Genomic DNA, 26857 nt, shown 5'->3' with positions numbered 1-26857 from the left:
GCCAGATCGATGCCTACTGTTGTAACCTTCATGTCGGACGCTCCTGTCTGTTCAAGTGGTTGATTTGCATCTCCACTTTGGCACATTTCGATGCCGTGTAGGTGGGAGCGTCCATCCCATTGCTTACGAACTGATGTATTCCGGGCCGTTGTCACACCGAATCACCTGTGGCTTTCCTCGCCACGAGATGATCTGCTTGAGCTCCCGAATCACCCGCTCTGAGGGCAACGAGAAGTCGACTTCCATACCAATGGCTTCGCGGTTGAAGTCGTCAATGACATTGAACAACCGAAACGTTCTGCCGTCTTCGAGCTGGTCGTGCATGAAGTCCATCGACCACACCTGGTTGATGCCCTGTGGCAGCGTCAGCGCCTCAGGTTTCTCGCGCACCAGCCGCTTGCGGGGTTTGATCCGCAAATTGAGCTCCAGCTCCTTGTAGACGCGGTACACACGCTTGTGGTTCCATTTGAAGCCATTGACGTTGCGCAGATACAGGTAACACAGGCCAAAGCCCCAGCTGCGGTGGTTGTCCGTCAGCTTCATCAGCCAATTGGCCACCTCGGCGTTCTCGGCATCGAGTTTGCGCTCGTAGCGGTAGCAAGATTCGCTGATGCCAAACGCTTGGCACGCCTGCCGTATGCACACGCCGCGTTCTGTCACTGCTTTTTGGGCCATCTCCCGTCTGCGAGATGGCCTCACCACTTTTTTTCGAGCGCCTCCGCCACGATCTCGGCCTTGAGCTTTTCCTCAAGGTACATCTTCTTGAGCCGCCGGTTCTCGTCTTCCAGCTCTTTCATGCGCGACATCATCGACACGTCCATGCCGCCGTATTTGGCCCGCCACTTGTAAAACGTCGCGGTGCTGATGCCCAGCTCCCGACAAATGTCGGGCACCGCAAAGCCCGCTTCGACCCGTTTGACCGCATCCATGATCTGGCTGTCGGTGAACTTTGACTTTCTCATGTAGAACCTCTTCCGTTGGAAAAAATTCTACTTCTCAGCCCTTTGGTTCTAGGGGACGATTACCATGAGTCGCGCGACACGGTTTTCTCCGCAGGCCACACCTGTTTCACGCAGGTCACAGAAGATGCGCGGACTGCTGTAGATACCCATACGCTGGTCATAGAACTCTTTGATCTTCAGAGTTAACCCCTCGTTGAGTTTGGCACGAGGTGATAACGGCACGTGCAGCCAGGCATAGAAACCGCTGCGGTGAGCCCTGAGGTCTCGGCACATGCTGGTGAGTTTGAATTCGGATCGGTGGGCTTGCATGAACGCATACTTCACCCGGACTGTTTTGCAAAGTACGCTGCGGCCTTTTTTAGGATGTCGCGCTCCTCAGTGGTGCGCCTTAACTCAGCCTTGCGCTTGGCCACTTCGGCCTGTATCGCTCGCATGCCTCCCAACGGAACACCATCAGCGGCCTTGGACTTGCGAACCCACTTGTACAAAACTCCTTCGACCGATCCTAGGCGGGAGGCAGCACCTCTTTGAGGTAAACATGCGGATTATGACCGTTGAGCCTGGCCGACTGGTAATCGGGTAAGTGATTTACTCGGCCTTCGGCTTGAAAAACATCGGATACGCCCTCTGCACCGTCGGGCTGTCATAAGCCCAGCTGTGGCATTGGCCCAGGTGGTAGGGCGGTTTGGTGATTTCTGGTTGCGGCTGGCCGGCTTGTTCGCGGCGGTGCCATTGGCCTGCGGGCAGGGTTTGGTAGGCGGCGGTCGCCATGTTGAACAACAGTTCTCGCAGGTGGGTGCAGCCTTCGGTGCCGCCCACGTGTTCGTTGATGATCTTGCGCCAGCCCGGGCCCATGGTTTGGCCGATCAGTTTGTGCATGCCGTGCGGGGCACCCGCGCATTCGGGGTGGGGGATGTCGTCCATCGCGGTGACGATGTCCTGGATGACCATTTTGTTGTTGAGGGTGACGCGGATTTTCAGGCCATGGATGGGTTCGTTGGCCGGGAAGGGCCGCTCGTTGGGCACCTGAAAGCCAAAGGTTTTCACGTCGGTCAGATCGGCTTCGATGTCCCACAGACCGTCTTCGCGGTCATAACCGTTGTAAACGACGGTTCGCGTATGTGACAGTTTTCGGGGGGATGATGGGGGTAGTGCCAATGGAATTCTCGCGGGTCTGGTGTTCAATCTTCCGATCATATCGATGCAGGAGCCCACACCATGTCGCACGCAGTCCAAACCGCCATCCACCCCGCCGTTCGCCGACAGACCATTGCCGATGCCCTGCGCCGCACCGCAATCCGCTTGCCCGCCAAGACCGGCATCGTGTGCGGTGCAACCACCTGGACCTATGCCGAGTTCGATGCGCTGGTCAGCCGCCTGGCCGCTGGCCTGGCCAGCATCGGCGTGGCCGAGGGCGACAAGGTCGCGGTGCTGGCCCGCAATTCACACGGTTTTGCGGCGCTGCGCTTTGCGCTGGCCCGCCGGGGCGCGGTCATGGTGCCGATCAACTTCATGCTCAAGTCTGAGGAAGTCGCCTACATCTTGCGCCACGCAGGGGCCAAGACCCTGGCCACCGACAGCGGCTTGGCCGAACTGGCGCAAGCCGCATCCAAGCTGGACACCAAAGTCGAGCAATTCATCTGGCTGCCCTCCGAAGACCCGAGCCAGCCGGTGGCGGGCATGCACAACTTTGACACGCTGGCCGCCTGCAGCGATGCACTGCCCGACTTGCAGTTGGGTAGCTACGACGTGGCCCAGATCGTCTACACCAGCGGCACCGAGTCGTCGCCCAAAGGCGCACAACTGACGCACGATGCGGTCATGTGGCAATACGTGAGCTGCGTGATCGATGCCGAAATTGCCGAGGCCGACCTGGCCCTGCACGCGCTGCCGCTGTACCACTGCGCCCAGCTCGATGTGTTCTTTGGCCCGGCCATTTACATGGGCAGCACCAACGTCATCACCTCCAAGCCCACGCCCGACAACCTGCTGCCGATGCTCGAGAAGTTCGGCATCACCAGCTTCTTTGCGCCGCCCACGGTGTGGATCGCGCTGCTGCGCTCGCCGCTGCTCGATGCCGACAAGCTCGCCCAACTGGCCAAGGGCTATTACGGCGCGTCCATCATGCCGGTCGAGGTGCTCAAAGAGCTGGCCTCGCGCCTGCCCAAGGTGCGTTTGTGGAACTTGTATGGCCAGACCGAAATCGCGCCCCTGGCCACCCTGTTGGGCCCCGACGACCAACTGCGCAAACCCGGCTCCTGCGGCAAGGCGGTGCGCAACGTCGAGACCCGCGTTGTCAACGACGACATGCAGGACGTGGCCGTGGGCGAGGTGGGCGAGATCGTGCACCGCTCACCGCATTTGATGTTGGGCTACTTCCACGACGACGAGCGCACCAAAGCTGCGTTTGAGGGCGATTGGTTCCACAGCGGGGATCTGGGCATCATCGACGAGGAGGGTTACATCACCGTGGTGGACCGCAAGAAAGACATGATCAAGTCCGGCGGCGAAAACGTGGCCAGCCGTGAGGTGGAAGAGATGATCTACCGCCTGCCGCAAGTGAGCGAAGTGGCGGTGATCGGTTTGCCCGACCCCAAGTGGGTGGAGGCGGTGACAGCCGTGGTGGTGGTCAAGGCCGGGCACACGCTGGACGAGGCGGCGGTGATCGCGCACTGCGCCCAACACATGGCCGGCTTCAAGACACCCAAGCGCGTGGTCTTCACCGACGCGCTGCCCAAGAACCCCAGCGGCAAGCTGCTCAAGCGCGACTTGCGTCTGCGCTACGCCTGAACGTTAGCCAGGCTGGGGACGTCAAGCGCCCCAGCGGGTGTGAAATTTGCCGGGCCTGTCGGTGCGCTGGTAGGCGTGTGCACCAAAGTAGTCGCGCTGCGCCTGCAGCAAGTTGGCGGGCAGGCGGGCCGAGCGGTAGGCGTCGTAATACGACAGCGCGCTCATGAAGGCGGGCACGGCCACGCCGTTCAGGGCGGCCATGGCGACCACTTCGCGCAGGTCTTGTTCGCAGTCGGCCATCACGTGGGCAAAGTGGCTGTCCACCAGCAGGTTAGGCAAATCGTTGTTTGCGGCCAAGGCGCGGCGCATGTCTTCCAGCAGGTGGGCGCGGATGATGCAGCCCGCACGCCAGACCGAGGCCACCTTGGCCATGGGCAGTGCCCATTGGTGTTCGCGGTCAGCGGCTTTGAGCAGCGCAAAGCCTTGCGCATAGGCGCACAGCTTGGCGGCCAGCAAGGCGCGCTGGATCTTGGGCAAGACGTCTTCGCGCTCGCCCGCCACCTTGGCCGCAGGGCCTTTCAAGATGTGGGATGCGGCCGCCCGCTCGGGCTGGATGGCGCTGATGGTGCGGGCAAACACCGCGTCGGCAATCGTGGGCGCGGTCACGCCCATGTCCAGCGCGATCTGGCTGGTCCATTTGCCGGTGCCTTTTTGCTCGGCGGTGTCCAAGATCACGTTGACCAAGGCGTCGCCGGTCTCGGGGTCGGTGTGCTTCAAGATGTCGGCGGTGATGCCGATCAGGTAGCTGCCCAGCTTGCCTTCGTTCCAGTGCGCAAAGACCGGGCTCATCTCGGCGGCGCTCATGCCCAGGCATTGCTGCATCAGCCAATAGGCTTCACAAATCATTTGCATGTCGGCGTATTCGATGCCGTTGTGCACCATCTTCACAAAGTGACCGGCACCGCCGTGGCCCATCCAGTCGCAGCAGGGCTGGCCGTCGTCGGCCTTGGCGGCGATGGCTTGCAAGAGGGGTTTCACAAGTGGCCAGGCCTCGGGCGAGCCGCCGGGCATGAGCGCTGGGCCGCGCAGCGCGCCTTCTTCGCCGCCGCTCACGCCCGCGCCCACATACAAGATGCCCGAGCCTTCAAGCGCTGCGATGCGCCGCTGGGTGTCGGTGAACAAGGTGTTGCCGCCATCGATGAGCACATCGCCCGCAGCCAGCAGGGGCCGCAGCTCGGTCAGCACGGCGTCCACCGGGGCGCCTGAAGGCACCATCAGCCACACGCGGCGCGGCACTTGCAAGCTGGCCACCAACTGGGCCAGTGAGTCAGCCGTTTGGGCTTTCAGGTTCTGGGTGCGTGCAGAAAAACTTTGGCGCTTGGTCGCGTCCAGATCAAAGCCGCTGACGGCAAAGCCGTTGCGCTCCAGATTCAGGGCCAGGTTTTCACCCATCACGCCCAGGCCCACGAGGCCGATATCGCTTGCTTGCATGGCTTCCATTCGTCTAAGTCAGGGTGCCCGGCATGCCAGGTTGTGCCCAAAGAGGTGGCCGCGATTTTGCAACACAGACCTGCCCATTCATGGTGCATGCGCGACGCATACGGGTGCGGGAAATCCCTAGTGAAATGTCCTATCAATAGGACTTGATTGTTCTATTGACAGGACATTAGGACTGATCAACGATAGCGGCATGAATCCGAATTTGCCATTGCCCAAGTACCACCAGATTTATCTGGTGCTGCGCGAGCAATTGCGCGAAGGCCGTTTTGATGCGGGCTTGCCCGGCGAGATGGCCTTGATGGGCCAGTTCGGTGTGGCCCGTGTCACGGTGCGCCGTGCGCTGTCGCAGTTGGCGCAAGAGGGCTTGATCAGCCGTGAGCCCGGTCGCGGCACCCGCCCGGTGGCAGCGCGTGCCAACGAAGTGCAGATGCAGGCCTCCACCATGGCCACAGGCCAGCAAGCACGCCTGACGGGCTTGCTCGAGAACCTGGTCACCATGGGCCTGCGCACCAAGGTCAGGGTCTTGTCGGTCGAGCGCATGCGCGCCCCGGTGGATGTGGCCGCCGCCTTGCAGCTGCAAGCCGGATCCACCGTGCAAAAAGCCGAACGTGTGCGCAGCACCCCCGAAGGCCCCTTGTCGCACATCACCACCTGGGTGCCCGAGTCGATCTCTGCGGGCTTTGGCAAACGTGAACTGATGCAAAAGCCCATCTTGGTGCTGCTCGAAGAATCGGGCGTCAAGGTGGGCCGTGCTGAGCAAACCATTTCGGCCCGCCTGGCCGATGTGGGCATGGCCCAGCACCTGGATGTGTCCGTCGGATCGGCCTTGTTGGCCGTGCGGCGGTTGATTTACGACGAGGACGACCGTCCCGTCCAATGGCTGCATGGCTTGTACCGACCGGACCGGTACGAATACCAGATGCAGTTATCCCGCGTTGGCAGCATCGATGCCAAGGTGTGGGTAAGCCAAGAGTTGTCCGCCAACTTTCATTGACCTTCACGAAAAGGATGTTCTCATGACCACACGTCGTACCTTTATGGGCCAGTCCGCTGCTGCGGCATCGGCACTCGCGTTTCCGTTGGTGGGAGGGGCGCAACCCAAGCCCATCAAGATCGGTGTGTTGCACCCCGTGACGGGCGCCTTGGCTTACTCGGGCCAGCAGTGCCGCATGGGTGCGCAAATGGCGATCGAGGACATCAACAAGGCCGGTGGCATCAAGTCGCTGGGCGGCGCCAAGATCGAGGCCATGCTGGGCGATGCGCAGTCCAACCCGCAAGCGGGCATTGCCGAAATCGAGAAGATGAACGAAGCCGGTGTGAGCGCTGTCGTCGGTGCTTTTGCCTCGGCCATCTGCCTGGCCACCACGCAAGCGGCTGCCAAGTACAACCTGCCCCATGTGGTCGACGTCGGCGTGGCCGACCAGATCGTTGAGCGCGGCCTGAAAAACACCTTCCGCTTTGGCCCTGGCTACAAGAAGTGCGCCGAAGTGGCCGTGGCCAGCTTGCACGCCCTGAACACCGCAGCAGGCAAGCCTGCACGCACCGTGATGATCGTGCACGAAGAGTCTTTGTTCGGCACAGGCACCGCCAACTTGTTGGCCAAAGAATTGCCTGGCTATGGCTACGAAGTGAAAGAAATCATCAAGCACGCCAACCCCACGCGTGACTTCAACAACATCGCGCTGCGCATCAAGCAGGTCAATCCCGACATCTTGATCCCCGCCAACTACTACAACGAATACGCCTTGCTGGTGCGCACCTTGCAGCAGCAAAAAATCACACCGAAGGCGATTTATTCGGTGCTGGGTGGCGCGGCGTCGAGCTACAAGTTCGTCAAGGAATTTCCAGAGGCGGCCAACGGCATCATCGACTGCAACCACTGGTTCAACCCCAAGGACAAGCGCTCGGCCGAACTCAAAAAGCGTGTCGAAGCACAAGGCCAGTTCTTCAGCTACGAAGTGTTCATGACCTACACCGCCATGATGCTGTTGGCCGATGCGATCGAGCGCGCCAAGTCGCCTGACCGCGCCGCCATCACCGATGCGCTGGCGTCCAGCAAGTTTGCCAACCACATCATGCCCTACGGTCCTACGCAGTTTGTGAATGGCCAGAACATGGGCGCACAGCCTTTGATGACCCAGGTCTACAAGGGCGACATCAAGGTGATCGTGCCGCGCGACTACCGCGAAGTCGAGCCAGTCTTCCCGCTCAAGGGCTGATCTGGTATTGAACTGAAAGATTCTCGATGCTTGACTTGAACATCCTGTTTCCGTCACTGCTCAACGGCATCACCACCGGTGCCGTGTATGCGCTGATTGCGCTGGGCCTGACGCTGATTTATGGCGTGCTGCACATCATCAATTTCGCGCACGGCGCGGCTTTGATGGTGGCGCTGTACGGTGTGTACATGCTCAAGGACAAGCTCGGGATCGATCCTTACATGGCCTTGCCCATCATGGTGCCCGCCATGTTCGTGCTGGGCTATGCCTTGCAGCGCACTGTCATCAACCGCGCCAGCCACGGCAAGGACGAAAACATCTTGCTGGTCACGCTGGGCATGTCCATCGTGCTGGAAAACCTGGCGCTGTTGTTCTTCAAGTCCGACACGCGCAGCATCGAAACCGCGTACACCCTGAGCACGGTCGAGATTGGCCCGGCCTTCATCGCCTTGCCCAAGCTGGTGGCGTTTGGTGGGGCCTTGGTGGTGTCGGCAGCGTTGCTGCTCATCGTGCAAAAGACCGATCTGGGCCGGGCCATCCGTGCGGTGTCCAAGGAGAAGCAGGGTGCTCGCCTGATGGGCATCGATGTAGACCATGTCTACGCCATGTGCTTTGGCTTGGGGCTGGCCAGCTTGGGCGCTGCGGCCTGCTTTTTGCTGCCCGCCTATTACGTGAACCCGCAAGTGGGCAATGGCTTTGTGCTGGTGGCCTTCACCATCGTGGTGCTGGGCGGCATGGGCAGCTTTGCCGGGGCTTTGCTGGGCGGTTTGCTCATTGGGGTGGTGGAGTCGCTGGGCGGTTTGCTGCTGGGTGAATCGCTCGGTCAGGTGGGTATTTTTGTGATCTTCATTGTGGTGCTCATGTTCAGGCCGCAAGGATTCTTTGGAGCGAAGGCATGAAAGACTTTCGCCGCATCGCGCTGTTTGCCTTGGTCATCGGCGCCGTTCCGTTTTTCACCCAATCGGGTGTGGTGCTCAACTTTGTGATGACCGCGCTGTACGCTTGCTTGCTCTCGCAAGCTTGGAACGTGTTGGGCGGTTTTGGCGGTCAATTCTCTTTTGGGCATGCGCTGTTTTTTGGCACGGGTGCTTATGTGCAGGCCATCGCACAAATGCAGTGGGGCCTGAGCCCCTGGGTGGCTTTGCCATTAGCCATGGCTTTTGCAGCCGGTGTGGGTGCGTTTGTGGGCGCGGCCTCGTTCCGCTACGGCCTCAAGGGCTCTTACTTTGCGCTGGTCACGCTGGCTTTTGCCGAGGTGTTCCGCATCGTGGCCACCTCGGTGCCCTTCACAGGCGCAGGCGTGGGCTTGATGCTGCCGCTCCAGGAGTCGGCTGCCAACATGCAGTTTGCCAACCGTTCCGGCTTCATCTGGCTCATGCTGGGGCTGGTCACGCTGGCGCTGTGCGTCACAGCATGGCTCAAGGCTTCGCGCTTTGGCGCTTATTTGCAGGCGGTGCGCGACAACGAGGACGCAGCCCGCGCCATCGGCGTGAACCCCTTCAGCGTCAAACTGATCGCCACCATTTTGTCAGGCGGCCTGATGGGTGCTGGCGGCGCGTTTTATGTGCAGGTCTTCCAGTACATCGATCCGGGCATTGCCTTTGGCTCGCACACCTCGGTCGAGGCCTTGGTGGGCGCGATCGTGGGTGGCCTGGGCACGCTGTGGGGGCCGCTCTTGGGGGCTGTCAGCTTGCACATCCTGGCCGACCTCACGCGCAATTTGTTCGGCCAATTGCCGGGCATCAACATGGTCATTTACGGCGTGGTGCTGATCGGCATTGTGATGTTCTTGCCCCGCGGCATTGCTGGCTTGGGCACCATCACGCCGCTGCAGTGGTTGCGCGGCAGCAAGGCCTCTGATGGCGAACAACATGGAGGCAAACCATGAGCACGCTGATGCAAATCGACGGCGTGGGCAAATCCTTTGGCGGACTCAAGGCCGTGCAAAACGTCAGCCTGTCGGTGACCGAAGGGCGTCTCAGCGCCCTGATCGGGCCTAATGGCGCAGGCAAGACGACCTTGTTTGCGCTCATGTCCGGTTTCATCCAGCCGGGCACCGGTCGGGTGGTTTTTGCCGGGCAAGACATCACCGGCCAAGCCCCGCACCTGAACGCCCGCATGGGCCTGACCCGCACCTTCCAGATCGTGCAGCCCTTTGCGGCGCAAACGGTGCGCGAGAACATCGCCGTGGGTGCACACCTGCACCTGCCCGGTCGTGCCCAAGCGCTGGCATTTGCCGAGTCGGTGGCAAGCCAAGTTGGCTTGACGCCGCAGCTGGACAAATTGGCGAGTGACCTCACGGTGGCTGGTCGCAAGCGGCTGGAGCTGGCCCGTGCGCTGGCCACGCGGCCACGCTTGTTGTTGCTGGACGAAGTGCTGGCCGGTCTCAACCCGCAAGAGATTGCCGAGATGATCCCGGTGGTGCAAAGCATTGCCCAAAGCGGGGTGACGGTGCTCATGATCGAGCACGTCATGCAAGCGGTGATGAGCCTCGCGCAAGAGGTCTGGGTGCTGGCCCAAGGCCAATTGATTGCCCACGGCACGCCGGCCGAGGTGACGAACAACAAAGCCGTGGTCGAGGCCTATCTGGGCCACGGCACGGCCGAGCGCTTGCAAAAGAACGTGGCCAAAGCGCAAGCCGCCAAGGAGGCTCAGCCATGAACGCTTTGTTGAATGTGCAAGGCCTCAAGTCGGGCTACGGTGCGGTCGAGGTTTTGCGCGGTGTGGATTTGCAGGTCATGCCCGGCGAGACCGTGGCGCTCTTGGGCAGCAATGGCGCAGGCAAGACCACGCTCAACCTCACCCTCAGTGGCCTGGTGACCACGCGGGCCGGGCAGGTGCAGTTCGATGGGCGCGACCTCACCGGCTTGCATTCGCGCGAGGTGGTGACGCATGGCCTGATCCATGTGCCCGAAGGCCGCAAGGTTTTCCCCAACCTGAGCGTGCACGAAAACCTGGAGCTGGGCGCCTTCACCCGGGGCCGCGAGCGCCGGGCGCAAAACCTGGACAAGGTGTACGAGACTTTTCCGCGCCTCAAAGAGCGTGTGACGCAACTCGCGGGCACCCTGAGCGGTGGCGAGCAGCAGATGCTGGCCATTGGCCGAGGCCTGATGGCCGAGCCGCGCTTGTTGATTTTGGACGAGCCTTCGCTGGGCTTGTCGCCGCTCTTGGTCGAGGAAATGTTTGCGCTGATTGCCCAATTGCGCAGCACGGGTCTGGCGGTCTTGCTGGTCGAGCAAAACGTGGGCCAGTCGCTGGACATTGCCGATCGCGCCTATGTGATGGAAAACGGCGCGATCCGTTTTGCGGGCACGCCCGCCGAGCTGCTGGCCAGCGACACGCTGCGCCAGGCTTATTTGGGCATGTGAAAACCATGAAGCCCGCTGTGTGGACGCGCCGCCTGACACGTTGCTTGAGCAGCTTGCTTGGCCTTGGCCTGTGGATGCCTGTGTGCATGCCAGTTGCGGCGCAGGTGCCTGCGCAGCCGCCCATCCGCATTTTGGTAGGGGCGCCCGCCGGTGGCACCACCGACACCATGGCCCGCACCTTGGCGCAAGCGCTGGGCTTGCAGCTGGGCCGCACGGTGCTGGTGGACAACAAGGCCGGTGCGGGCGGCAACCTGGCGGCCGATGCGGTGGCCAAGGCCGCGCCCGATGGCAACACCTTGCTGATGAGTTTCACCAGCCACGCGATCAACGCCTCGCTGTACCCCCATTTGCCTTTTGACCCCGTCAAAGACTTCACGCCATTGACCATGGTGTCCACCTCGCCCTCGGTGTTGGTGGCCCACCCCAAGCTGCCCGCCAACAATGTGTCCGAGCTGATCGCCATGGCCAAAGCCAAGCCCGGTCAGCTGAACTTTGCCATTGGCGCCATGGGCTCGTCGCTGCATCTGGCGGGCGATGCGTTCAAGATGAAAGCGGGTGTCTTCATCGTCAACATCCCTTACCGTGGCACCGCCCCTGCCGTGCAGGACGTGCTGGCTGGGCAGGTGGATTTGATGTTTGCCGCCGTGGGCAATGTGCAGGCGCACATCAAGGCGGGCAAGCTCAAGGCCTTGGGCGTGACCAGCGCCAAGCGCCTGGCGGCGTTTCCGGATGTGCCGGCCATTGGCGAGAGCTTGCCCGGCTACGAGTCGAGCGCTTGGTTCGGTTTGTTCGGGCCTGCGCGCATGAGCCCCGAATTGAGCAAGAGCTTGTCCGATGCCGCCCGCGCTGCCGTGCAGACGGCGCAGGTCAGGCGCCGCATCGAAAGCGAAGGGGCCAGCCCCGTGGGCAACAGCCCCGAAGAATTTTCACGCTTTGTCAGCCACGAGATCGTGCGCTGGAAAGCCGTGGTCCAGTATGCAGGAGCCCAAGCCGAATGACCGCCACTACTTCTTTGCCACAAACCTTGGCCCAGAAGCTGATTGCCCGCGCCGCCGGGCGCAGCCATGTCGCCGTCGGTGAGGTGGTCACTTGCAACGTGGACTTGGCCATGTTCCACGACTCGTCCGGCCCCCGGCGTCTCAAGCCCATGCTGGACGAGTTGGGCGCCGAGATCTGGGACAAAAACAAAGTCGTGCTGGTGCTGGACCACTACGTGCCCGCGCAAGACGCGGATGCGCAAAAAATCATCCAGATCACCCGCGACACCGCCAAACAATGGCAGCTGCCGCATGTGATCGACAGCGAAGGCATCTGCCATGTGGTGCTGCCCGAGCGGGGCCATTTGAAGCCCGGCATGTTTTGTGTCGGCGGCGACTCGCATTCGCCCACGGGCGGTGCCTTTGGTTGCTACATGTTCGGCATCGGTGCCACCGAAATGCTGGGCGTGTGCGTGACCGGCCAGATCTGGGTGCAGGTGCCACGCACCTTGCGCATGCATTGGTCGGGCCGCTTGCAAGCCGGTGTGTCGGCCAAGGACATGATGCTGCACATGATCGGCCGCTTTGGCATGAACGGCGGCCAATACCAAGCGGTGGAGTTTGCAGGCGCTGCTGTGCAGGCCTTGTCCATGGCCGAGCGCATGACCTTGTCCAACATGAGCGCCGAGATGGGCGCGCAGGCCGGGCTGATTGCGGCCGACGCCACCACCACCGCGCACTTGCAGTCGATCGGGGTATCGCCCGAGCGATTGGCCGGGGCCGAACAATGGTTCACCGACGAAGACGCCGAGTTTGAACAGCACCGTTTTGACGCGAGCACCCTCAGCCCGCAAGTGGCCGCGCCGCACAGCCCGGCTAACACGCGCGGTGTGGCCGAGTTTGCCGACGTGGTGCCCAGCATTGCTTACATCGGCGCCTGCACTGGCGCCAAGCTCGAAGACCTGCGGGCCGCCGCATCGGTGCTCAAAGGCCGGCGCGTGGCTGCGGGCGTGCAGCTCATGGTGGCGCCCGCCAGCGCCCGCGAACAAGCCCAGGCCCAGCAAGAAGGCGTGATGCAGATCCTGCAAGACGCTGGTGCTGTGGTGCTGTCCAACAGCTGCGGCGCGTGCGCGGGTTACGGCGCGACTTTTCCTGAAGGGGCCACCGTGATCTCCAGCACAGCGCGCAACTTCAAAGGCCGCATGGGCCCGGCCAGTGTGAATGTGTATTTGGCATCGCCCTACACCGTGGCGGCTTCGGCCTTGCGCGGGCGCATCAGCGATGCACGGGAGGTGCTGGCATGAGCAATCGATCGATGGCCAACGCACGCGTTTGGCGCTTGGGGGCCGACGTGGACACCGACGCCTTGGCGCCCGGGGCCTACATGAAGCACGGTCTGGAGGTGATCGGCTGGCATTGCCTGGAGGCGGTGCGCAGCGACTTTGCCTCGGGCGTGCAAGTGGGCGATGTGATCGTGGCGGGTGCCAACTTCGGTATCGGCTCGTCGCGTGAACAGGCGGCGGGTGTGCTCAGGCACCTGGGCCTGGCAGCGGTGATCGCACCGTCTTACAGCGGCTTGTATTTCCGCAACGCCTTCAACTTGGGGCTGCTGCTCTTGACCTGCCCCGAGGCCGACCAGATCGAAGAGGGCGAGCGCGTGGGCGTGCTGTTTGAGGGTGAGGCCCCGGTGGTGCTGCGCGCCAATGGCCAACGCCTGGCGTGTGCGCCCATTCCCGGTTTTTTGATGGACATGGTCGACGCAGGCGGCTTGCTGCCCCTGCTCAAACAAAGAAAGCAAGGATGAACCCGATGAATCCCAATTCACCACCGACAGGCATGGACCCGGTCATGGACCCCGTGACTTTGGCCGTGCTGCGCGGCCGACTGGAACAAATCGCCGACGAGATGGACGCGACGCTGTACCGCAGCGCCTTCAACCCCATCATTGCCGAGGCGCATGACGCTTGCCACGGCTTGTATGACGCCATCACTGGCGACACCCTGATTCAGGGCAAGTCGGGCCTGCCCGTGTTTGTGGGCGCCATGGCTTTTGCCGTGCGCGCCGCCATGCGCGTGGCGGCCGAGCGCGGCGGCATGCAGCCGGGCGATGTGTGGTTGTTCAACGACCCCTACGAAGGCGGCACGCACGCCAACGACTTCAAGCTGGTCAAGCCTTGCTTTCGCAACGGGCAGCTGTATTGCTTCCTCGCATCGGCCGCGCACTGGCACGACGTGGGCGGCGCGGTGCCCGGCAACTACAACCCGGCGGCCACCGAGTGCTGGCAAGAAGCGGTGCAGATTCCGCCGGTGCGCATCTTGCGCGGCGGCGTGCTGGACGACGATGTGTTGGCCATCCTGCGCGCCAACACCCGCCTGCCCGACAGCCTGTGGGGCGACTTGAACGGCCAACTGGCCGCGCTCGAATTGGGCGCTCGCCGTCTGGACGGCTTGCTGGATGAATACGGCGACGCCAAAGTGGCCCAGGCCCTGGTGGAGCTGCGCACCCGCGCTGTGCGCCTGATGCGCTCGCACATCGGCAGCCTGCCCGATGGCCGCTACAGCTTTGAAGACGTGCTGGACAACGATGGCGTGAAAGACGAGTTGCTGACGATTGCGCTCGACATGACCGTGGCCGGTGACCGGTTGACGCTGGACTTTTCGCGCACCTCGGCGCAGTGCGCAGGTCCCGTGAACATCTCTCGCGCCACGGCGGTGGCCGCTTGTTATGTGGCTTTGAAGCATGTGTTCCCCGACGTCCCCGCCAACGCGGGTGTGCTGGATGCAGTGGACTTTGTGATCCCCGACGGCTTGGTCATCAGCGCTTCGCGTCCGCGTCCGGTGGGCGGCTACACCGAAACCATTTTGCGCATGATCGACGTGATTTTCAGCGCCACGGCCTTGGCCGACCCACAGCGTGCCGTGGCCCATGCCTACGGCACCATCAACGCCTTGTCGATCGCCGGGCATCGCACCGATGACAAACGCAAAGGCCAGCGCTGGGTGATGTTCAGCTTCTTTGGCGGTGGACACGGCGGCCACTCGGATGGCGACGGCTTGTCGCACGGCAATGCGCCGATCTCGACCGCCACGATCCCGCCGATGGAGATTCTCGAAGCGGCTTACCCGGTGCGCTTCACCCAGTGGGCCTTGCGCCCTGGCTCGGGGGGCGATGGCCAGCACCGGGGCGGTCTGGGCGCAATTTACGAGATCGAATTGCTTGAAGACAGCGCCGAGGCTTTCATCTTTGGCGAGCGTGGCAAGTCCGCGCCCAAGGGCATCCACGGCGGCAAGCCTGCGCTGCCCAACGTGTTTGAGTATTGCCAGAACGGCGAGTGGAAGACCCCACCCATGGTGTCCAAGATGTTGGGCATCCATTTGAAAAAGGGCGACCGCGTGCGCCTGCAAACGCCCGGCGGCGGCGGCTGGGGCGCTCCGGCTGAGCGCACTGAAAAAGACCGCGCCAATGACGCGGCACTCGGTTACACCAAGGAGCAAGCATGAGCGAGCCAACATTGAATCAGCCGCATTGGGTGGTGGGCGTGGACGTGGGCGGGACCTTCACCGACCTGTTTGTGCTGGACGAAAAAACCGGTCAAGCCCGCATCGTGAAAGTGCCCTCGACCCGGGGTGAAGAAGCCCGGGGCTTCATGAACGGCATCGCCAAAGTGACCGGGGTCACGGGTGCCGAAGGCGCCAAAGACATCGCCACCATCGTGCATGGCACCACGGTGGGCACCAACGCCTTGCTGGAGCGTAAGATCGCCCGCACCGGCATCATCACCACACGCGGGTTCCGCGATGTGCTGGAAATGCGTCGCCGCGACCGTCCGCAAACCTGGGGCCTGCGCGGCAGCTACACCCCGGTGGTGCCGCGTGCATGGCGCTTGGAAGTGGACGAGCGCGTGCTGGCCGATGGCCAACTGCACACACCCGTGAATCTGGATCAGGTGCGCGAGCAAGCCCGCGCTCTGCTGGCCGAAGGCTGCGAGGCGGTGTGTGTGTTCTTTGTGCACGCCTATGCCAACCCCGGCAACGAACAAGCCGCTGTGGCGGCTGTGCGCGAGATCTGGCCCAACAGCTATGTGACGGCGGCCAGCGAAGTGCTGCCCGAAATCCGTGAGTTCGAGCGCTGCTCGACCGCGACCCTGAACGCCGCTTTGCAGCCCGTGGTGGGCAGCTATTTGCAGCGCCTCGATGGCGACTTGCGCGCCCAGGGCTTTGGTGGTGAGTTGCTGATTGTGCAAAGCAATGGCGGCGTGATGTCGCGCCAGACTGCTTGTGATGTGCCGGTGCGCACCGCTTTGTCAGGGCCTGCGGCGGGTGTGATGGCCTGCGCCGAGATTGCGCGCGCTTCGGGCTTTGAGAACGTCATCACCGGCGACATCGGCGGCACCTCGTTTGATGTGTCTTTGGTGGCGGGGGGCGAAGCGGCACTGGCGGCGCAAACGTCGATTGAGTTTGGCCTGGTGGTGCGCTCGCCCATGATCCAGATCGAGACCATCGGTGCCGGGGGCGGCTCGATCGCTTCGGTCGATGCGGGCGGCATGCTGCAAGTGGGCCCCGAGTCGGCCGGCAGCATTCCCGGTCCGGCCTGTTATGGACGCGGCAACACCCGGCCCACCTTGACCGATGCCAACGTGCTGCTGGGCCGCATTGCGGCCGACCGGCCTTTGGGCGGCGGTTTGTTGCAAAAGCTCGATTCGGGCTTGTCCGAAACAGCCATCACCCAGCATGTGGCCGAGCCTTTGGGCTTGACCGCACTGGCCGCGGCCGAGGCAATTTTGACGGTGGCCAATGCCCGCATGGCGGGTGCGATTCGTGTGGTGTCGATTGAGCGTGGCCACGATCCACGCCAGTTCGCCTACATGCCCTTTGGCGGCGGCGGTGGTTTGCATGTCTGCGCCATGATGCGCGAGGTGGGCGTGACCACCGGCATCGTGCCGCGTTATCCGGGTGTCACTTCGGCGCTGGGCTGCGTGATGGCCGACATGCGCCACGACGCGGTGCAGACCTTGAACGTGGCCCTGGCCGATGTGGCTTGGCCCAGTTTGATGGAACGTGTGGACGCACTGGCCGAGGCTTGCCAGGTGCGCCTGGACTCCGCCGGTGTGAACTTTGTACGGGTCGATGAAGTCATCAGCTTCGACATGCTCTACATGGGCCAGACGCACACCCTGCAAGTGCCTGTGAAGCGCGAGCAATTGAATGCCGCCGGTTTGTTGGCCGCGTTTGAGGCCGCTTACCAACACGCCTTTGGCCGTGTGTTGCAAGGCCCGGTGATCCGTGTGATGAACCTGCGTTATGCCCGCATCGGACGGCGTCCCAAGTTCGACTTGGCGGTGCTGGCGCCGCAAGGCGAAGGCCGCACCACCCCGGTGGGCGAGCAGCAGGTGTACCACCAAGGCCAGTGGTGGACCGCGCAGCGCTACGAGCGCCTGAGCCTGCCCGTCGGCACCGTGGTGCAAGGCCCGGCGATTTTGGAGCAGCCCGACACCACCGTTTGGCTGGAGCCGGGCTTTGATGGCCGTGTCGACAAACTGGGCAACTTGTTGGTGGAGCGCACAGCATGAATTTGCAAAACGCCAAACTCGGCATGGTCATCGTCGACCTGCAAAACGACTTTCTCGCGCCCGACGGCGCTTATGCCCGGGGCAACACCCTGAGCGCCGAAGCCGTGAAGCTGCCCGAGCGCATGGCGCCGGTGGCGCGTGCCATCAAAGCCCATGGCGGCTTGGTCACGGCCAGTTTGTTCACGTTGTGGCCCAACGCGCAGGGCGAGCCCATGATCTCGGCACACCTGAAAGAGCGCCGCCCGTTTTTGCGCCAAGGCGACTTTGCGCCGGGCAGCCGGGGTCAGGCCAATGTGGACTTGCTCGCCCCGCTGGTGGATGTGTCGGTGTTCAAGGTGGCTTACTCGGCCTTCTTCAACACGCAGCTTGATTGGGTGCTCAAGAAATCGGGCATCGACACCTTGGTGGTGTGCGGCATCGTCACCAACGGTGGCGTGGCCAGCACGGTGCGCGATGCGCATGTGCGTGACTACCATGTGATCGTGTTGTCCGACGGTTGCGCCGCCTTCAGCGACGCCGCGCACCAAGCCGCGTTGGCCGACATGGCGTCGGTGGGCGATGTGATGGACAGCGCCACTTTTTTGAAACAACTGGGTTGAAGCCATGAACGCGCCGCTGCCGCAAGTTCGCCGGGCTGCTGATTTGCAAGCCGAGGACCACACACCGGTCGTGATCGTGGGCGCTGGCGCTTGTGGCCTCACGGCTGCGCTGGCTTTGCACAGGCTGGGTGTGGAGTGTGTGGTGCTGGAGCGCGATGCCTTTGCTGCTGGCTCCACGGCCTTGTCTTCTGGCTTTGTACCTGCGCCTGGTACGCAAGCCCAACAGGCCCAAGGCATCACCGACAGCGTGGACTTGTTCGCATCAGACATTCAAGCCAAGGCCCATGGCCAAGCTGCACCCCACCTGGTGCAAGCCTATGCTCACAACATCGGCCCCGCCATGGACGCGCTGGCCCAACACCACGGCATGCCCTGGCAGGTGCTGGACAACTTTTTGTACCCGGGCCACAGCGCCCACCGCATGCACGCCGTGCCCGAAAAAACCGGCGCCGGTCTGATGAGCCGCCTGCAAGCGGCGGCCGACGCCGCAGGCGTGGTGGTGCTCACGCAAGCGCAAGTGACCGAGCTGTGGGCCGACGACGCGCAGCGCATCCACGGTGTGGGTTTTGTGCGGCCCGATGGCCAGACCGAGCGCATCCGCTGCGATGCGGTGATCTTGGCTTGCAACGGATTTGGCGGGGCTGCGGCCATGGTGAAAGAGATGCTGCCCGAGATGGCCGAGGCCACTTATGCAGGCCATGTGGGCAACGATGGCAGCGCGATCGCCTGGGGCCAACAACTGGGCGCGCGATTGGCCGACCTGGGTGCGTACCAAGGCCACGGCTCTTGGGCCGTGCCGCAAGGGGCCTTGATCTCGTGGGCGCTGATGATGGAAGGCGGCGTGCAGATCAACGCCCAAGGCCAGCGCTTTCATGACGAAACCCAAGGCTATTCGGAGGCTGCGGTGCATGTGCTGGCGCAGCCGGGCGGCGTGGCATGGAATGTGTTCGACGGCGCGCTTTTGAATTTTGCGCAAGAGTTCCCGGATTTTGTGGCAGCCCAAGGCGCGGGCGCGGTGCAACACGCCGCCGATGCGGCCGCACTGGCGCAACTGATCGGCTGCCCGCCAGACGCTTTGCAAGCCACCTTGAACGCGGTGCAGCCCGGCACCGACCCGGCCACGGGCCGCACGTTCAAACGCGCCTTGCAAGCGCCGTTTCACGCCATCAAGGTGACCGGCGCTTTGTTCCACACCCAAGGCGGTTTGGACATCGACGCGCAAACCCGCGTGTTGCGCCAAGACGGCAGCCCCTTGCCCAATGTGTTGGCAGCAGGCGGCGCAGCGCGGGGCGTGTCGGGGCAAGCGGTCTGGGGTTATTTGTCGGGCAACGGTTTGCTCAGCGCCATTGCGGGTGGGCACATTGCGGCACACACCGCACAACAACTTTTGAAAGACACGCCATGAGCCAGCACACCACTTTGGCCCAGCGCCTGCAACAACCCCAGGCTTTGCTCGCCCCCGGTGTGTACGACGCACTCACCGCGCTGGTGGCTCAGCAGGCCGGTTTTGAAGCCGTGTACCTGTCGGGCGCATCGATCGCTTACACGCGCTTGGGTCGCTCTGACATCGGTCTGACCACCGCCACCGAAGTGGCGCAGACCCTGGCGCACATCACCGACCGGGTGAACATCCCGGTCATCGTGGACGCCGACACCGGCTTTGGCAATGCGCTCAACACCCAGCGCACGGTGCGCGACTTCGAGCGGGCCGGGGCCGCGATGATTCAGATCGAAGACCAGACATTTCCCAAGCGCTGCGGCCATCTGGACGGGAAGGGTGTGGTGCCCGTGGCCGAGATGCAAGGCAAGCTGCGTGCAGCCTTGGACGCCCGCCACGACAAGAACACCTTGATCCTGGCCCGCACCGATGCGGTGGCCGTGGAAGGACTGGACGCGGCGCTGGAGCGGGCCGAGCGTTATTTGGAATGTGGCGTCGATGCGCTGTTCATCGAAGCCCTGCGCTCCGATGAACAAATGAACCGCGCCTGCGCCCAGTTTGCCAAGCGTGTGCCGCTCTTGGCCAACATGGTCGAAGGTGGCAAGACACCGGTGCAAAGCGCGGCCGAATTGGGCGAGCGCGGCTTCAAGATCGTGATCTTTCCGGGCGGCACGGCGCGGGCCGTGCTGCACACCTTGCAAGGCTATTACGCCAGCTTGCACACGCACCAGACCACACGGCCTTGGCAAGAAAAGATGCTGGACTTCGATGGCCTGAACGCCGTCATTGAGACACCCCAATTGCTGGCACAGGGTCAGCGTTACGAAGCAGGAGAAACCCCATGAGCAAGACCTTGATCCAACTGCCCCAGCGGCCTTATCGCCGCATTGCCACCGAGGAGGCGTTTTGCCCGCCCGAGATGCTGGACATCTACAACCAGATACTGGCCAAGGGCGATGTGGATGTGGGCTTCAAGCACCTGATGGGCTTTTACATGAGCAGCCCCAGCGAACGGGCGCAGCACATCATGCGTTGTCTGGTCGATCTGGACGATTTGCGCTTGCAACACATGGACGAAGCGGGTGTGGATGTGCAGGTCATTGGCCTGACCTCGCCCGGCGTGCAGATCATGGACAAAGACACGGCGGTGTCGTTTGCGCCTGTGGCCAACGATATCCTGGCTGCGGCCATGCGCCGTCACCCTGATCGCCTGGTGGGCATGATCGCGGTCGCGCCGCAAGACCCTGCCGCAGCCGCCAAGGAAATCCAGCGCGGTGTGAACCAGCTGAACATGCATTCGGTGGTGATCAACTCGCACACCCAGGGCGAGTATTTGTCAGACACCAAGTTCTGGCCGATTTTTGAAGCCGCCGAGGCGATGGGCACGCCGATTTATTTGCACCCCAATGCCATGCCGGCCAGCATGATCCAGCACTTCATCGAAGCGGGTCTGGATGGCGCGATTTACGGTTTTGGTGTGGAGACCGGCTTGCATGCGCTGCGTTTGATCACCTCGGGTGTGTTTGACCGTTTTCCCAAGCTGCAGATCATCTTGGGTCACATGGGCGAGGCCTTGCCGTTCTGGGCTTACCGCCTTGACTACATGCACGCGGCCACCGTCAAGTCCAAGCGCTACCCGAGCATCCAGCCCACGAAGAAAAAGCCCAGCGATTACCTGCGCGAGAACTTCCACATCACCAACAGCGGTGTGGCTTGGGGCGCTGCACTCAAGTTCACGCAAGACTTCATGGGGCCTGACCGCGTGCTGTACGCGATGGATTACCCCTACCAATATGCGCCCGAAGAAGTGGGCATTTTGGAGGGCCTGGACATGGCACCGCAGGTGCGCAAGGCGTTCTTCCAGGACAACGCCGAGCGGCTGTTCAAGATCCCGCCAGCAGCCAAGACCGCTTGAATCAACCCAAGGGAGATCCACCCATGAACCGCATCCATCGCCAGAAAATCGCGGCTTGCGCCGCACTGTTGCTCGGGGCCTTCAGCCTGGGAGCGGCTGCGCAAAGCGCCTACCCCACTCAGGCCATCAAGATCATCGTGCCATTCACCCCAGGCACGGGCATGGACACCATCGCCCGCGTGGTGGCACCGCGCCTGGCCGAGCGTCTGGGGCAATCGGTGGTGGTGCAAAACCAACCGGGTGCCAGCGGCAACATCGGTGCCGATGCGGTGGCCAAAGCGGTGCCCGATGGCCACACCATCTTGATGGGTGCCAACACCATGTTGATCGCGGCCCAGATGTACAAGAACGTGACGTTTGATCCGGTCAAGGATTTGTCTGCCGTGTCGATGGCCGCTTATGGCTCCCTGATGATGGTGGCCAACCCCAAAACCGGCATCAAGTCGGTGGCCGATCTGGTCAAGCAGGTGAAGGCTCGGCCGGGCTCGATCAGCTTTGGCTCGCCGGGTGTGGGCACACCCCACCACATGGCCATGGAGCTGTTCAAGCTGGAGACCAACACTTTCATGCTGCATGTGCCTTACCGGGGCACGGCAGGCTATACACAAGACCTGTTGGGCGGTGAGTTGAACGTGGGCTTTTTGCCGGTGCACATCGCGCAGGGCTTTGTGAAAAACGGCAGGCTCAATGCCCTGGCCTTGGGCAGCACCAAGCGCCATCCGGTGGCTCCTGATGTGCCCACCTTTGAGGAAGTGGGCGTCAAGCGCATCGATGTGGACCTTTGGTATGCCTTCTTTGTGCCCAGCAAGACGCCTGCCGCCGTGGTCACTCGCTTGAACACCGAGATGTCGGCCATCTTGCGCCAAAGCGATGTGAAAGAACTGCTGGGCAAAGCCGGTCTGGATGCAGTAGCCTCTACGCCAGCCGAGCTGGCTGCCATCGTGGCCAAGGATTACCCGCGCTGGGGTGCCGTGATCCGCACCAAGCAGATTTCGGCTGAATGATTCCACAGGTCAGAGACCGTTGTTGAAACACAAGGAGACAAGCATGGACCGTCGTCATTTTTTCCAAAGCACAGCGCTGGTCACCACGGGCGCCGTGGTCGGCTGTGCCACGCCGGGCATGGCGCAAAGCCAGCCCAAGACACCGTTCGCGGTGCCTGCGACCTACATCCCCATCGAGGGCACGGACGAGATGTTCCCGGTGCGGCGCATCTATTGCATCGGCCGCAACTACGCGGCCCATGCGCGTGAGATGGGCTCGGACCCGACGCGCGAACCGCCGTTCTTTTTCCAAAAACCGACCGACGCCATCCAGTATGTGAAGGCGGGCACGGTGGCCAACCACACCTATCCACCGCTGACCAAAAACTACCACTACGAGGCCGAGCTGGTGGCCGTGCTGGGCCAAGGCGGGCGCAACATCCCCAAAGAAAAAGCGCTGGAGCATGTGTATGGCTACACGCTGGGCCTGGACATGACACGCCGTGACTTGCAGCGTGGCATGGGCGATCAGAAAAAGCCCTGGGAGATCGGCAAGAGCTTTGACCAATCGGCCCCGATTGGCGCGATCCGCAAGGTGGCGCAATCGGGCCATTTTGAGCAAGGCAGCATCTGGCTCAAGGTCAATGGCGTGACCAAGCAAAACGCCAACCTGAACCAGATGATCTGGTCGGTCGCCGAGCAGATCGCGCAACTGTCCGAGGCTTTTGAGCTGTTCCCCGGCGACATCATCTACGCCGGCACACCCGAGAACGTGGGCCCTGTGGTGCGCGGCGACGTGATCGAGATGCATGTCGATGGCTTTCCCAACCTGAGCGTCAAGATCGTTTGACGCCGAGGGCGTGATCCCGTTCAGACCAGGCTGACGTGGATCGCGTCGCGCACGCGGGGGTAAATCTGCTCGTTCCACTTGCGGCCGCTGAAGACGCCGTAGTGACCCACGCCCGTTTGGATGTGGTGCGTTTTCAAATAGGGTTTGATGCCGGTGCACAGGTCTTGTGCGGCCACGGTCTGGCCCACCGAGCAGATGTCGTCGCGTTCGCCCTCCACCGTTATGAGGGCGGTGCGCCTTATGGCGGCCGGGTTCACGGTGCGGCCTTTCCAGGTCAGCTGACCCAGCGCGAGGTCGTAGGTCTGGAACACTTTGCGCACTGTCTCCAGGTAAAACTCGGCCGGTAAATCGTTCACTGCCAGGTACTCGTCGTAGAACTTTTGAATGGCCTGCGCTTCGTCCACGCGGCCTTCGTCCAGGTGGCGGTACATGTTTTTGAAGGCGTCCTTGTGGCGCTCCAGGTTCATGCTCATGAAGGCGCTCAGTTGCACAAAGCCGGGGTACACGCGCCGCATGAAGCCGGGGTGCGGCAGGGGCACATGGCTGATCAGGTTTTTCTCGAACCATTCAATCGGCTGGCTCACGGCCAGCTCGTTCACGCCAGTCGGGTTGACGCGGCAATCGACCGGCCCGGCCATGAGGGTGAGGCTGCGCGGTTGCGCCGGGTCCTTGTCTTCGGCCAGCAGTGCCGTGGCCGCCAATGCCGCCACACAGGGCTGGCAGACCGCCACCATGTGCACACCCGGGCCGATGGTTTGCAAAAACTGCATCAGGTAGCTGATGTAGTCGTCCAGTCCGAAGCCGCCGTGCCACAGGCCCACATCGCGGGCGTTGTGCCAGTCGGTGATGTAAACGTCGTGGTCTTGCAGCAAGGTGCGCACCGTCTCACGCAGCAAGGTCGCGAAGTGGCCCGACAGCGGCGCGGCCAGCAAGACCGGTGGCTGTTCGGGTGCGTTGGCCTCGCCCACTTTTTTGAAATGCAGCAAGGAACCAAAGGGCAGGCTCAGGACGGTCTCCTCTTGGATGCCCCAGCTTTGTCCTGCCGACTGCACGCGGGCGATGCCGTAAGCCGGTCGGGTGTGTGTCAGTCTCATGCGCGAGAGCACATCGCAGGCGGCAGACATCTTTCGCAGCACGCTGCGCTCGGTGTCTTGCAGCCACAAGGCGCTGCTCAGGTGCTGCGCCATCAGGCGCCAAGGTGACGTGAAGTCGGACTGGAGTTGGTAGGCCTGGTACAGCATGTCGGACTTTGTTGGAGAAGGTGCTTGACCTGACGCAAGTTGCGGGCCAGATGTGTTGCACTGGCATGGTGCTGTGAACGCTCAATGCTTTGGCACGGCCCTTGCGTCATTGGCTTCAACAGGAGAAACCCATGACGAAAACTGTCCTCACCATCAGCAGCAAGAACTACGGTGCTTGGGCCTTGCGCGGCTGGCTCATGGCCAAGCTGGTCAAGCTCGACTTCGAGGAGCACATCATCTCGCCCGATGACCCGAGCATGAAGGCCGAGATGTTGCTGTTGTCGGCCTCGATGCGCGTGCCCGCTTTGGTGCACAACGGGATCCACGTTTGGGACACGCTGGCCATTGGTGAGTACCTGCACGAGATCAAACCCCGTGCGGGATTGCTGCCTACGGAATTGGACGCGCGCACCCATTGCCGAGCCATTTGCGGCGAGATGCATTCGGGGTTTACCGCATTGCGCTCGTCTTTGCCCATGAACATCAAGGGCCACTTTCCCGGCTTCAAGCTGTGGTCGCGCGCGCAAAGCGACATCGCCCGCATCGTGAGCATCTGGCAGGAGTGCCTGCAGACGTATGGCGGGCCTTACTTGTTTGGCCAAAAGCCCTGCCTTGCCGATGCCATGTTCGCGCCGGTGGTCACGCGTTTCATGACCTACGACGTGCTGCTCGATGAGGTTTGCCAGGCCTATTGCCAAACCATCATGGCCTTGCCCGCCATGCAGGAATGGGTGGCTGCAGCGCAGAGCGAGCCCGATGAGATCGATGAGCTGGATGCCGAGTTCTGAAACCGATTTGAGACGCCCTTCAGGCCCGCATGCAGCGGGTCTGAATGCATCAGTTCCAGGGCGTGGGCGCTGGGATCTCGCACACGGGGTCAACCTCGATGGTTTTGAAGTCCGCGGGCGAGACAATCTCCAGGTACTCCATGTCGGGCGAGTAGTCGAACAGGAAGTGGCGAATCCCCGGGCGCTGGTGCACGCAGTCACCGGCCTCGACCAAAGTGACTTGGTCTTCGTACATGAATTTAGCCCAGCCCTTGACCATGATCACGATCTGGAAGTCCGCCTCGTGGCGATGCCATCCGGTGCCTTTTTCGGGTGCCATATTGGCCTTGACCAAATGGGCGATCACTTGGCCGTGGGTGGCCTCGGCAATGCCTAAGTCGCGGTATAAAAAGAAATCACGCAGACCGCCGCTGACATAGCCCTTGTCGGCGGGTTTGACGTGGGAGAACAGGGTTCCGGTTTTGTCCAACATGCAGTACTCCTTGTGAGCGGGGCCAGTTGACCCCACGGTGGACACTGCAAACCGTGTGCCAGCCATGGGGCCATGTGCAAGGGCATGGTTGCGCGCTGCTGGTGCATGTGCTTGGTCGGGATGCACGGCTTTGACGGATCTGTCACCCAAGTCGGGGCGTGCGCAGCCGGCGGCTACTTATTTGGCAAAAGTCATACAGACAGTGCCCAGTGGACCGTAATCGGCGTTGGCGCTGTCTCCGGGTTCAAGTTCCAGCGGCACCATGCAGGTGCCGGTGGTCACCACTTGGCCTTTTTGCAAAGTGATACCCAGGCGGGACAGCTGATTGGCGAGCCAGGTCAGCGCGATGCGCGGGTCGCCCAGCACGTTGCCACCGGTGCCCTGTCGTGTGTACCGAGGCGCGTGGCCTTGATCCACGCGCGCGTTCACAGGGTAGGTACTCAAATCGAGAGTGCGCCACAAATCGGGCGCGGCCGGGCCCAGCACAAAATGCCGGGCGCAGGCGTTGTCGGCCAGCAGCTGCGCTTCGCCTGCGGCCGTGAAGGGTTCCAAGCGCGAGTCTGGCACTTCGATGGCCGGGTGCAGGGTGGCCACGGCGGTCATGACCTGCTGCTGTGTGTAGGGGGTGCTTTGCGGCGGCAGGTCCTGCCCCATGGCAAAGGCGAACTCGGGCTCGGCCACGCGCATGCGGTTGCCTGCCGAGGGCACGGTGGCTCCGCTGTCAAACACCTGGCCTGACAACAAGCGCCCGGCCAGTGGCCCGCTCACATTGATATGTTTTTGCCCATTGGTGCTGGTGGCAGCGATCTTCCAGCCGAGCACCGTGCGGCCAGACACGCAAGGCAATTGCGCCTGGGCCGCGTAGCCTTGCTCGGCGGTCAGTGGGCGGCAGGCTTCGGGCAGGGTGCTCAGCACTTGGTCCGACTGCCAGTGTGACCAGATCACCTGGGCTGCTTGTTCAGCGAGATCGGCATGCGGCAGGAGTGGGGCGCCTGGGGTGTTCATGGTCCGATTGTTCCTTGGCTTTGGGGCGAGCTTAATTTTTGTGTATAATTTTTGGCTTGATGACGCAAGTTGTCCGCTGAAAAACTTTGTGTTTTGAAGCAACTGGTTTTCGGTGGTATAGCTCAGCTGGTTAGAGCGCAGCATTCATAATGCTGATGTCCCAGGTTCAAATCCCGGTACCACCACCAAGTACAAAACCCCAACTCGAAAGAGTTGGGGTTTTTTGCTTTGAGGCCTTGG

25 protein-coding genes, 1 tRNA gene and 1 pseudogene are annotated in these 26857 nt (G+C 62.3%); 20 read left to right on the top strand and 7 right to left on the bottom strand.

Annotation, left to right across the window (positions count from 1 at the left end):
- Positions 1–129 precede the first annotated feature (129 nt).
- The 3 genes and pseudogenes from B9Z52_RS06350 to B9Z52_RS06340 form a co-directional block, all read right to left on the bottom strand.
- Positions 130–962 (bottom strand): annotated as a pseudogene (locus tag B9Z52_RS06350) (IS3 family transposase); the annotation flags it as partial.
- Positions 963–1010: 48 nt separating this feature from the next.
- Complete coding sequence (locus B9Z52_RS18095) at positions 1011–1271, bottom strand: IS3 family transposase (RefSeq protein ID WP_233251837.1); 261 nt, start codon at positions 1269–1271, stop codon at positions 1011–1013.
- A 279-nt stretch (positions 1272–1550) separates the two neighbouring features.
- Positions 1551–2120 (bottom strand): DUF2889 domain-containing protein, encoded by a 570-nt coding sequence (locus B9Z52_RS06340; RefSeq protein WP_233251836.1) that lies wholly within the window; start codon positions 2118–2120, stop codon positions 1551–1553.
- Positions 2121–2180: 60 nt separating this feature from the next.
- On the opposite strand from B9Z52_RS06340, the gene B9Z52_RS06335 reads away from it, so the two are divergent.
- On the top strand, positions 2181–3752 hold the full coding sequence (locus B9Z52_RS06335; RefSeq protein ID WP_199222045.1) for an acyl-CoA synthetase: 1572 nt from the start codon (positions 2181–2183) through the stop codon (positions 3750–3752).
- A gap of 21 nt (positions 3753–3773) precedes the next feature.
- On the opposite strand, the gene gndA is transcribed toward B9Z52_RS06335, so the two are convergent.
- Complete coding sequence (gene gndA, locus B9Z52_RS06330; RefSeq protein ID WP_108413021.1) at positions 3774–5183, bottom strand: NADP-dependent phosphogluconate dehydrogenase; 1410 nt, start codon at positions 5181–5183, stop codon at positions 3774–3776.
- 199 nt (positions 5184–5382) lie between these two features.
- Between gndA and B9Z52_RS06325 the strand changes: the two genes are divergently transcribed.
- The 17 genes from B9Z52_RS06325 to B9Z52_RS06245 all read left to right on the top strand — a co-directional run bounded on the left by B9Z52_RS06325 (position 5383) and on the right by B9Z52_RS06245 (position 23111).
- Positions 5383–6186, top strand: coding sequence for a GntR family transcriptional regulator (locus tag B9Z52_RS06325; RefSeq protein WP_199222044.1), 804 nt, complete (start codon positions 5383–5385; stop codon positions 6184–6186).
- A gap of 22 nt (positions 6187–6208) precedes the next feature.
- A complete protein-coding gene (locus B9Z52_RS06320; protein WP_108412979.1) occupies positions 6209–7411 on the top strand; it encodes an ABC transporter substrate-binding protein in 1203 nt (400 codons plus the stop codon).
- Positions 7412–7437: 26 nt separating this feature from the next.
- Positions 7438–8310, top strand: a complete 873-nt coding sequence (locus B9Z52_RS06315) for a branched-chain amino acid ABC transporter permease (protein WP_108412978.1) — start codon at positions 7438–7440, stop codon at positions 8308–8310.
- Complete coding sequence (locus B9Z52_RS06310) at positions 8307–9299, top strand: branched-chain amino acid ABC transporter permease (protein ID WP_108412977.1); 993 nt, start codon at positions 8307–8309, stop codon at positions 9297–9299. Before B9Z52_RS06315 ends, B9Z52_RS06310 begins: the two co-directional genes overlap by 4 nt.
- Positions 9296–10072 (top strand): ABC transporter ATP-binding protein, encoded by a 777-nt coding sequence (locus B9Z52_RS06305; protein WP_108412976.1) that lies wholly within the window; start codon positions 9296–9298, stop codon positions 10070–10072. Before B9Z52_RS06310 ends, B9Z52_RS06305 begins: the two co-directional genes overlap by 4 nt.
- Positions 10069–10779, top strand: a complete 711-nt coding sequence (locus B9Z52_RS06300; RefSeq protein WP_108412975.1) for an ABC transporter ATP-binding protein — start codon at positions 10069–10071, stop codon at positions 10777–10779. The genes B9Z52_RS06305 and B9Z52_RS06300 overlap by 4 nt, the downstream gene beginning before the upstream one ends.
- A 74-nt stretch (positions 10780–10853) precedes the next feature.
- Entirely contained in the window at positions 10854–11777 is a 924-nt protein-coding gene (locus B9Z52_RS06295) for a tripartite tricarboxylate transporter substrate binding protein (protein WP_108413019.1), read from the top strand.
- Positions 11774–13060: a 3-isopropylmalate dehydratase large subunit gene (locus tag B9Z52_RS06290; RefSeq protein ID WP_108412974.1), complete on the top strand. Its 1287-nt coding sequence runs from the start codon at positions 11774–11776 to the stop codon at positions 13058–13060. The genes B9Z52_RS06295 and B9Z52_RS06290 overlap by 4 nt, the downstream gene beginning before the upstream one ends.
- A complete protein-coding gene (locus B9Z52_RS06285) occupies positions 13057–13560 on the top strand; it encodes a 3-isopropylmalate dehydratase (RefSeq protein WP_108412973.1) in 504 nt (167 codons plus the stop codon). The genes B9Z52_RS06290 and B9Z52_RS06285 overlap by 4 nt, the downstream gene beginning before the upstream one ends.
- Before the next feature lie 32 nt (positions 13561–13592).
- Entirely contained in the window at positions 13593–15257 is a 1665-nt protein-coding gene (locus B9Z52_RS06280) for a hydantoinase B/oxoprolinase family protein (RefSeq protein WP_108412972.1), read from the top strand.
- Complete coding sequence (locus B9Z52_RS06275; RefSeq protein WP_108412971.1) at positions 15254–17326, top strand: hydantoinase/oxoprolinase family protein; 2073 nt, start codon at positions 15254–15256, stop codon at positions 17324–17326. The genes B9Z52_RS06280 and B9Z52_RS06275 overlap by 4 nt, the downstream gene beginning before the upstream one ends.
- A complete protein-coding gene (locus tag B9Z52_RS06270; protein WP_108412970.1) occupies positions 17323–17925 on the top strand; it encodes a cysteine hydrolase family protein in 603 nt (200 codons plus the stop codon). Before B9Z52_RS06275 ends, B9Z52_RS06270 begins: the two co-directional genes overlap by 4 nt.
- Positions 17926–17929: 4 nt before the next feature.
- Positions 17930–19330: an FAD-dependent oxidoreductase gene (locus B9Z52_RS06265; protein WP_108412969.1), complete on the top strand. Its 1401-nt coding sequence runs from the start codon at positions 17930–17932 to the stop codon at positions 19328–19330.
- Complete coding sequence (locus B9Z52_RS06260; RefSeq protein WP_108412968.1) at positions 19327–20208, top strand: oxaloacetate decarboxylase; 882 nt, start codon at positions 19327–19329, stop codon at positions 20206–20208. The genes B9Z52_RS06265 and B9Z52_RS06260 overlap by 4 nt, the downstream gene beginning before the upstream one ends.
- Positions 20205–21278 carry an amidohydrolase family protein gene (locus B9Z52_RS06255; RefSeq protein WP_108412967.1) on the top strand — a complete coding sequence of 358 codons (1074 nt, stop codon included), beginning with the start codon at positions 20205–20207 and terminating at the stop codon, positions 21276–21278. Before B9Z52_RS06260 ends, B9Z52_RS06255 begins: the two co-directional genes overlap by 4 nt.
- Before the next feature lie 23 nt (positions 21279–21301).
- Positions 21302–22282 carry a tripartite tricarboxylate transporter substrate binding protein gene (locus tag B9Z52_RS06250; protein WP_108412966.1) on the top strand — a complete coding sequence of 327 codons (981 nt, stop codon included), beginning with the start codon at positions 21302–21304 and terminating at the stop codon, positions 22280–22282.
- 43 nt (positions 22283–22325) lie between these two features.
- Positions 22326–23111, top strand: a complete 786-nt coding sequence (locus B9Z52_RS06245) for a fumarylacetoacetate hydrolase family protein (protein WP_233251835.1) — start codon at positions 22326–22328, stop codon at positions 23109–23111.
- Positions 23112–23131: 20 nt separating this feature from the next.
- Here B9Z52_RS06245 and B9Z52_RS06240 read toward each other — a convergent pair whose 3' ends face one another.
- Positions 23132–24352, bottom strand: coding sequence for a polyhydroxyalkanoate depolymerase (locus B9Z52_RS06240; RefSeq protein WP_108412965.1), 1221 nt, complete (start codon positions 24350–24352; stop codon positions 23132–23134).
- Between the two features lie 131 nt (positions 24353–24483).
- Here B9Z52_RS06240 and B9Z52_RS06235 point away from each other — a divergent pair, with 131 nt between their 5' ends.
- A complete protein-coding gene (locus B9Z52_RS06235) occupies positions 24484–25140 on the top strand; it encodes a glutathione S-transferase (RefSeq protein ID WP_108412964.1) in 657 nt (218 codons plus the stop codon).
- A 49-nt stretch (positions 25141–25189) separates the two neighbouring features.
- On the opposite strand, the gene B9Z52_RS06230 is transcribed toward B9Z52_RS06235, so the two are convergent.
- Both B9Z52_RS06230 and B9Z52_RS06225 read right to left on the bottom strand, forming a co-directional pair.
- Complete coding sequence (locus B9Z52_RS06230; protein WP_108413017.1) at positions 25190–25612, bottom strand: cupin domain-containing protein; 423 nt, start codon at positions 25610–25612, stop codon at positions 25190–25192.
- Positions 25613–25789: 177 nt separating this feature from the next.
- Positions 25790–26617 carry a 2-keto-4-pentenoate hydratase gene (locus B9Z52_RS06225; protein ID WP_108412963.1) on the bottom strand — a complete coding sequence of 276 codons (828 nt, stop codon included), beginning with the start codon at positions 26615–26617 and terminating at the stop codon, positions 25790–25792.
- 111 nt (positions 26618–26728) lie between these two features.
- Between B9Z52_RS06225 and B9Z52_RS06220 the strand changes: the two genes are divergently transcribed.
- Positions 26729–26805: transfer RNA gene (locus B9Z52_RS06220), tRNA-Met, on the top strand.
- Positions 26806–26857: the final 52 nt, after the last annotated feature.

It is taken from the genome of Limnohabitans sp. Jir72, assembly GCF_003063575.1.
GTDB lineage: Bacteria > Pseudomonadota > Gammaproteobacteria > Burkholderiales > Burkholderiaceae_C > Limnohabitans_A.
This window is presented reverse-complemented; position numbering and strand designations above follow the sequence as displayed.